Origin of the sequence: Streptomyces albidus (ex Kaewkla and Franco 2022) (assembly GCF_013870515.1) — a bacterium.
Lineage (GTDB): Bacteria > Actinomycetota > Actinomycetes > Streptomycetales > Streptomycetaceae > Streptomyces > Streptomyces albidus.
This window is the reverse complement of sequence record NZ_JACBXA010000370.1, coordinates 1-4075: the sequence shown is the minus strand read 5'-3', so window position 1 is coordinate 4075 and position 4075 is coordinate 1. Positions and strand designations below refer to the sequence as shown.

Genomic DNA, 4075 nt, shown 5'->3' with positions numbered 1-4075 from the left:
GGCACGAGCACCTCGGCGTGTTCGCCCCGCAGCGCGGTGACTCCCCGCGGGGAGACGAGATACGCGGCCTCTCCCGGGACCACCGTGGGGCGCAGGTGGCGCTTGAAGCCCACCAGCGCGCTCTCGTCCCGCAAGGACGACTCCACGGCGGCCCAGAAGCTGCCCTCACGCGTACCGGTCATGCCCCTAGCTGCCCGGCGGAGTCGAACGTCGTGCCGGCGGCGGGCAGGGCGAGGATGCAGACGGTGAACAGCGCCGCCCCCTGCTCCCAGGGTGCGTCGAGATTCTCGATGACGAGGCCCTGCCCGCCCGCGTGGCCGGGGGAGGTGCGAGCCGTGTCGTTGCGGCCGCCGGTCTGGACTGTGCTGCCCATGATGATCGCTTCCTCCCGTTGCTTTCGCCGAGCCAGTGTGGCTGGAGTGATGATTCTGTGAGGGTGGGACAGATGCGCACAGTGCGGCGATCACGAACGGGGGGTGAAGAATTCATATGAGGGTGTCCCCGCGCTGGTGAGACGGGGTGACGGGACCCAGATCGCTCCCGTGTCGGAACCTCCGCGGCACCGTTTCCGTCAGAGCGGTGGAAGCAGGAGGTAGATCATGCGACACAGCACGACAGGCAAGAACCGCAGCAAGACCGCGCTCGTCCTGGCACCGGCGCTGACAGCCGCCGTGTTGCTGAGCGCGACCGCGTGCAGCGGCAGCGGCCAGACCGTGAGCAGCGACGAACCCCGCAAGCAGACCCGCTTCGAGAAGCGCGCCGCGGCGATCGAGCAACAATGGCCGCAGGTCGAGCGCACCAAGGGGCGTCACAACGACATGCTGCCGCTGCAGGCCGCCCAGAGGCCGCCCCAGGGCAAGGAGACCTCACTCACGGTGACCGTGGGTCACGGGGGCTGCGACACGAAGTACGGCGGACGCGTACACGAGACCGACAAGCTCGTGATCGTCTCTGGCTGGGCGAAGAAGGACAAGAAGGCCGACTTCTGCACCAAGCAGCTCGTGAGTGACAAGGCGAAGGTCGAGCTCAAGAAGGAACTCGGCAACCGCACCGTCGTCGACGCGGCGACCGGTAAAAAGCTCCTGAAGGGCTGACGGCCGGCCGGCCGGCACGTGCAACGCGGCCCCGCACCGTGCGATCGGTGCGGGGCCGCGGCATGCCCGAGTCGCTGCGATCATTGGCGCCTCACCCGCTTCGCCTGAGGGGACCCGATACGCCGTGCCGGTCGAACCCGCCGATCCGAACGTGCTCCACCCGATGCCCGGGCAGCCCCGCGTGGTGCTGCTGAAGCCGCTGGTCACCTCCCCGCTGATCGAGGTGGGCGAGTACTCCTACTACGACGACCCGGACGACGCGACGGCGTTCGAGACCCGCAACGTGCTGTACCACTACGGGCCGGAGAGGCTCGTCATCGGCAAGTTCTGTGCCCTGGGTTCCGGCGTGCGGTTCATCATGAACGGCGCCAACCACCGCATGGACGGCCCCTCGACGTTCCCCTTCCCCGTCATGGGCGCCTCCTGGGCCGAGCACTTCGACCTGCTCACCGGTCTTCCCGGCAAGGGAGACACGGTGGTCGGCAACGACGTCTGGTTCGGGTACCGGACGACGGTGATGCCCGGCGTCCGCATCGGCCACGGGGCGGTCATCGCCTCGGGTTCCGTCGTCGTCGAAGACGTCCCCGACTACGGCGTCGTCGGCGGCAACCCGGCCCGCCTCCTCCGCCTCCGCTTCGAAGCCGCCGACGTGAACCGCCTGTTGGCCCTCGCCTGGTGGGACTGGCCCGCCCAGCACATCACCGAGCACATCCGCACGATCATGTCCGGCAGCATCGACGCCCTGGAGGCAGCGGCTCCGGGCCCTGTGTGACCCCGCCCGGCCGGGCCCTGGACGCCGGGCCCCCGCCTCCGCTTCGAGCCACGCCGCCGCGGTGATGATACTTTCCTCCAGACCGCAGGGTTTTCCCTCTCAGCCATCACAACTACGCGGCCTAGCAGGGAAGTTGAGCCGGGGCTGACTTCCGTGCACCGCTGTCAGGAGCCTGCGTGAGCGAGGCACTGCCGAGTGGGCAGAGCGCCCCCACGGTGTTACGTATCGTCCTCGGCAAGCGGCTCAAGGAGCTCCGCGAGAGCCGTGACGTCACCCTCGAGGACGCCGCCGCAGCACTCAGCGTGAGCCACCTGACGATCCGCCGGATCGAGAACGCACAGGTGAGTCTCAAAATCCCGTACGTGCGGGAGCTGTTGAGGGTCTACGACGTCTCCGAACAAGAGGCCGCGGACTTCACCACCATGGCCGAGCAGGCCAACGAGCCCGGCTGGTGGCACCGTTACAAGACGGCGCTGCCGGACTGGTTCCGGGCGTACGTCAGCCTGGAGACGGCCGCCGAGGTCATCCGCGTGTACGAACCGCACTACATGACGGGCCTGTTGCAGACCCGCGACTACGCCCGGGCCGTGATACGCGCCGGATTCCCCTACGAGGCGGAGAGGACGCTCGAGCACCGAGTCGACCTGCGGCTGCGCCGGCAAGCCCTCCTCGGCGAACCCGGATCACCGTCACTGTGGGTCGTGCTGGAAGAGGCCGCGCTGCGCCGCGAAGTCGGGTCGGGCGCCGTGATGCGTGCCCAGATCGACCGGCTCCTCGAAGCGCTGGAGGATCCCCGCATCACGCTCCGCATACTGCCTTTCGAGGCGGGCGCCCATTCCGGGACCAGCGGCCACATGACGTACTTCCGCTTCCGGGAACGGGAGTTGCAGGACATCGTCTACACCGAGGTCGGGCTCACCAGCGCCGTGTACCTGGATCAACGGCCCGACGTGGTGGCCCATCTGGAGGCGTACACCCGCATCTCCCGGCTCGCCGCCGAGCTGCTCCCCGACCCGCGGGCCCATCTGAAGCAGCTGCGCAAGACGTTCGGCAAGTGAACCCCCGGCCGAGGCCGCGGGCCGGTGCCGACGCGGTGCGCCACCGCCGGCGCCCGAAGGGCCGATCCCGATGACCGGTCCCGCCTCAATGCTGGTCGCCTGCCCTGGGGCCGGGGCCGTGGCGTCTCGCACCACGACCCCCGGCTGGCGACGTCGGGCTGATCGCTCCCCGTGCGTCAGTTGATCAGTCCAGATCGTCTTGTCCTGGGCGCGGGGGCCGTGGCGTCTCGCACCACGACCCCCGGCTGGCGACGTCGGGCTGAGCCGCTGCCGTCCGTCAGTCGATGCCGCGCCAGATGTGCGGCTCGAAGCTGATCTGCTCCTCGTCCTCGACGCCGGCGAGCAGCCACAAGGGCGCTTCCAGCGGCAGGGACAGCTCCTCATGGAGAAGGGCGTGCTCGATAGGCGACCGTGACGGCAGTGTCGTGGTCATTTCTGTGTCAACTCCCCTGTACGACTTGGGCACAGCGGACCTGCAGACGCGGCAGTGCGACTGCCTCCCCGTAAGGTCCCGCACATCGATTCTGACCCCCATGACCAGGTCTCGCAGCTCGACGAAGCAGAGCGGCACGCGGTGCCGCGCCAGGCCCGGCCGACGCTGCCCGGGCCCCGTTCGCCGAGGCCCAGGCAGGGCACGGTCCGTAGCCGCGACCGAAAGGATCAGTCCACGAGCCTTGGCGGAAAACCGCCGGTCGCGATCGGCCCCCAGTGCCGCGGTGTGACGCGGATCAGGGACTTGCCCTGCTTCAGCATCGCCGCGCGGTACTCGTCCCAGTCCGGGTGCTCGCCGGAGATGTTGCGGAAGTACTCGACGAGGGGTTCCACCGAGTCCGGGGAGTCGATGACCTCGGCGTCCCCGTCGACCTGGACCCACGGACCGTTCCAGTCGTCCGAGAGCACGAGCACGCTGACGCGCGTGTCACGGCGGGCGTTGTTGGTCTTGGCACGCTCGGGATAGGTCGAGACGACGATGCGTCCTGCGTCGTCCACACCGCACGTCAGCGGTGAGGCCTGGGGAGAACCGTCGGCACGCCGCGTGATCAGGAGCGCGCGGTGACGGGGGCGTACGAAGTCGAGCAGACCGGCCAGCTCGACACGGGTGTTTGTGGCGATGGAAGGGCTCATGCCGCGAACGTACGCCATGGCCCGGG

Annotated in this window: 7 protein-coding genes; 3 read left to right on the top strand and 4 right to left on the bottom strand. The window is 69.0% G+C overall.

What is annotated here, in order from left to right; all coding sequences use genetic code 11:
- The coding region (locus H5J26_RS29010; RefSeq protein WP_181768941.1) for a hypothetical protein at positions 1-182 on the bottom strand (182 nt) is incomplete at its 3' end.
- Positions 179-373 carry a hypothetical protein gene (locus tag H5J26_RS29005; protein ID WP_181768940.1) on the bottom strand — a complete coding sequence of 65 codons (195 nt, stop codon included), beginning with the start codon at positions 371-373 and terminating at the stop codon, positions 179-181. The genes H5J26_RS29005 and H5J26_RS29010, both read right to left, overlap by 4 nt.
- Before the next feature lie 226 nt (positions 374-599).
- On the opposite strand from H5J26_RS29005, the gene H5J26_RS29000 reads away from it, so the two are divergent.
- The 3 genes from H5J26_RS29000 (at position 600) to H5J26_RS28990 (ending at position 2924) form a co-directional block, all read left to right on the top strand.
- Positions 600-1094, top strand: a complete 495-nt coding sequence (locus H5J26_RS29000; RefSeq protein ID WP_181768939.1) for a hypothetical protein — start codon at positions 600-602, stop codon at positions 1092-1094.
- A gap of 163 nt (positions 1095-1257) precedes the next feature.
- A complete protein-coding gene (locus H5J26_RS28995) occupies positions 1258-1866 on the top strand; it encodes a CatB-related O-acetyltransferase (protein ID WP_210771878.1) in 609 nt (202 codons plus the stop codon).
- 176 nt (positions 1867-2042) lie between these two features.
- Positions 2043-2924, top strand: a complete 882-nt coding sequence (locus H5J26_RS28990) for a helix-turn-helix domain-containing protein (RefSeq protein WP_181768937.1) — start codon at positions 2043-2045, stop codon at positions 2922-2924.
- Between the two features lie 277 nt (positions 2925-3201).
- Here the strand turns inward: H5J26_RS28990 and H5J26_RS28985 are convergent, their stop codons facing one another.
- Together H5J26_RS28985 and H5J26_RS28980 are read right to left on the bottom strand one after the other, a co-directional pair.
- Positions 3202-3357 (bottom strand): hypothetical protein, encoded by a 156-nt coding sequence (locus tag H5J26_RS28985; protein WP_181768936.1) that lies wholly within the window; start codon positions 3355-3357, stop codon positions 3202-3204.
- A 227-nt stretch (positions 3358-3584) separates the two neighbouring features.
- Positions 3585-4049 (bottom strand): PPOX class F420-dependent oxidoreductase, encoded by a 465-nt coding sequence (locus H5J26_RS28980; protein WP_181768935.1) that lies wholly within the window; start codon positions 4047-4049, stop codon positions 3585-3587.
- Positions 4050-4075 lie beyond the last annotated feature (26 nt).

Excerpts from the sequence above, each read along its gene's own strand:
- H5J26_RS28985 (WP_181768936.1), bottom strand. The coding sequence starts at position 3,357 with ATGACCACGACACTGCCGTCACGGTCGCCTATCGAGCACGCCCTTCTC.
- H5J26_RS28995 (WP_210771878.1), top strand. The coding sequence starts at position 1,258 with ATGCCCGGGCAGCCCCGCGTGGTGCTGCTGAAGCCGCTGGTCACCTCC.
- H5J26_RS29000 (WP_181768939.1), top strand. The coding sequence starts at position 600 with ATGCGACACAGCACGACAGGCAAGAACCGCAGCAAGACCGCGCTCGTC.
- H5J26_RS28980 (WP_181768935.1), bottom strand. The coding sequence starts at position 4,049 with ATGAGCCCTTCCATCGCCACAAACACCCGTGTCGAGCTGGCCGGTCTG.
- H5J26_RS29005 (WP_181768940.1), bottom strand. The coding sequence starts at position 373 with ATGGGCAGCACAGTCCAGACCGGCGGCCGCAACGACACGGCTCGCACC.